At 45.0% G+C, this 2,116-nt stretch carries 2 protein-coding genes; both read left to right on the forward strand.

Annotated features, from left to right (window positions below; genetic code table 11):
• The coding region (locus tag WBA23_RS15630; RefSeq protein ID WP_424583219.1) for a response regulator at positions 1-272 on the forward strand (272 nt) is incomplete at its 5' end.
• A 343-nt stretch (positions 273-615) separates the two neighbouring features.
• A complete protein-coding gene (locus WBA23_RS15635) occupies positions 616-1,947 on the forward strand; it encodes an ATP-binding protein (RefSeq protein ID WP_424583220.1) in 1,332 nt (443 codons plus the stop codon).
• The last annotated feature ends 169 nt before the right edge of the window (positions 1,948-2,116 follow it).

Below are 2,116 nucleotides of genomic sequence, written 5' to 3' on the forward strand. Positions count from 1 at the left end.
TAGCTACCTCCTCATGTGCCGAAGCGATGCGGTATATCCAAGAGCATCCTGACAGGATTGATTTGGTTTTCACGGATTTGGAAATGGGTGAGTACTCAGGATTGGATATCCTTCAGGCACTAGAAAACTCATCTACCAAAGGGTACTTGATCACCGGTTCATCCATCACCCATGACCAGATTTCCGCTAAGGCGCTAATCCAATTGCTGTACAAACCCGTTAGCCCAGCTGCTTTCACGAAGGCAGTTGAGCAATACCTCGAGTTATACTAATTAGTAAATACTCATGATGAACAGCCTAATGTTATAGGAATAAATTGGTCATTCCCTAAAACCAGTCTCTAGGTTTAGACTAAGATATTAGTTTTGTCTTCGGTTCAATAGGAGTGTTTTTTCGGGATCTAGCTTGCTCTCCAACTATATCCATTCTTCAGTTATTGTTCACTGGTGACCACTAATTTGTCACCCATTTGCAGACTACTATGTTATCGTAGAACAAGGTAGGGATCGTATAGAGAACCCCGAGTCAGCTAAGCCAAGACTACTGCTAACATCCAGTCAAGAATTCTATCAAGGTAGGTTGCACTTATCTTGAGCATCGCGTAGCTTTGACGACATGGCGAAAGCAGAATCCCAGCAATTAGACTACAAGCAACAGTGGCAGGATAGTCATTTGGCCACGTTGTGTGCATTTGCTAATACTGAAGGGGGAACGATTCATTTGGGCAAAGACGACCAGGGACAACCGGTACGATTAGAAAATCCGAAGAAACTACTAGAGATGCTGCCGGGTAAAATCATTCAGAAGTTGGACATTTATCCTCGCTTGGATATTCATGATGAAAGTTCCAACCCGTATATCGCTATCATGGTAGAAGCCTCACCGCTACCCGTGGCGTTGAATGGTAAATATTACAGGCGCGTTGGTAGCACTAACCAAGAATTGAAAGGCCAGACATTGGCGCAGTTCCTAGTAGCCCGCAGCGGTAATCGCTGGGATGATCAGGCGGAACCCCGAGCAAGAGTGGCCGATTTAGATCGTGAGACCTTAAAACGATTCCAACGGCTGGCCAGCGAGCGGTTGCCCTCCATTCAGGGCGAACCCCTGAAAACCGATAAGGACATCTTAGCCCTGCTAGGAAAGCTGGAACTGACCGTCGGTAAGACGCTTAAACGAGCTGCTATTGTGCTATTTGGTAAAAATCCGCAGGCCCTCTATGACGCAGCTTATCTAAAAATTGGCTTATTTGCTACAGATACTGAGTTGTTATCCGACGATCACATCAAGGGCAACGTATTTCAGCAAGTGGATCAAGCCTTAGACGTATTACGGTTAAAATACTTAGTGCCTAAAATATACTACGAAGGCATCGTTCGGAAAGAGAAAGCCGAGTACCCCGAAACTGCCTTACGAGAAGCGATCATCAATGCCCTAATACATCGGGATTATGCCGGTGACATATTGCAGATCAGTGTCTATGACGATAAAATGATTTTGTGGAACCAAGGAACTCTACCCGATGCACTTTCAGTAGAAGACTTACAACGCAAGCATCCTTCTCGGCCACGTAACCGCTTGCTGTCGGATATCTTCTACAAAGCAGGCTATATTGAGTCCTGGGGTAGGGGTACCCTAGCAATTCTGCAAGATTGTGAGCGGGCGGGGCTACCTACCCCTCAATTTCGCGAAGCATTCGGGGGATTCGAAGTCACCTTCTTCAAAGATGGCCTCACCGAGGAAAAACTCGCCAAGCTGCCCCTCAATGAACGGCAACGAAAGGCTATTCACTATATTAAAGAGCGTAGCCGGATTACTAACAAGAATTATCAACAGTTGAACCAGTGTTCGCGTAATACGGCCAGCAATGACCTAAAAGAGCTCATTGAACTTGGTTTAGTGATACAAGCGGGTAGGAGAGGGGCTGGTTCCTATTACGTGCTCTCCTGATGCTTCAGCCCATTGCACAAGAATTGCACAAATTGCACAATAGGGTAAGAACAATATTCATGTAGTTTTTAACGCTAAGGGGCAAAGCTATTGAAAATCAAATAGTTATAACATGCTTGATTTTACTTATAAATAACTTTAAGGGCAAAATGATATCATCTTACCAAGC

Origin of the sequence: Tunicatimonas sp. (assembly GCF_049647865.1) — a bacterium.
Classification (GTDB): domain Bacteria; phylum Bacteroidota; class Bacteroidia; order Cytophagales; family Cyclobacteriaceae; genus Tunicatimonas.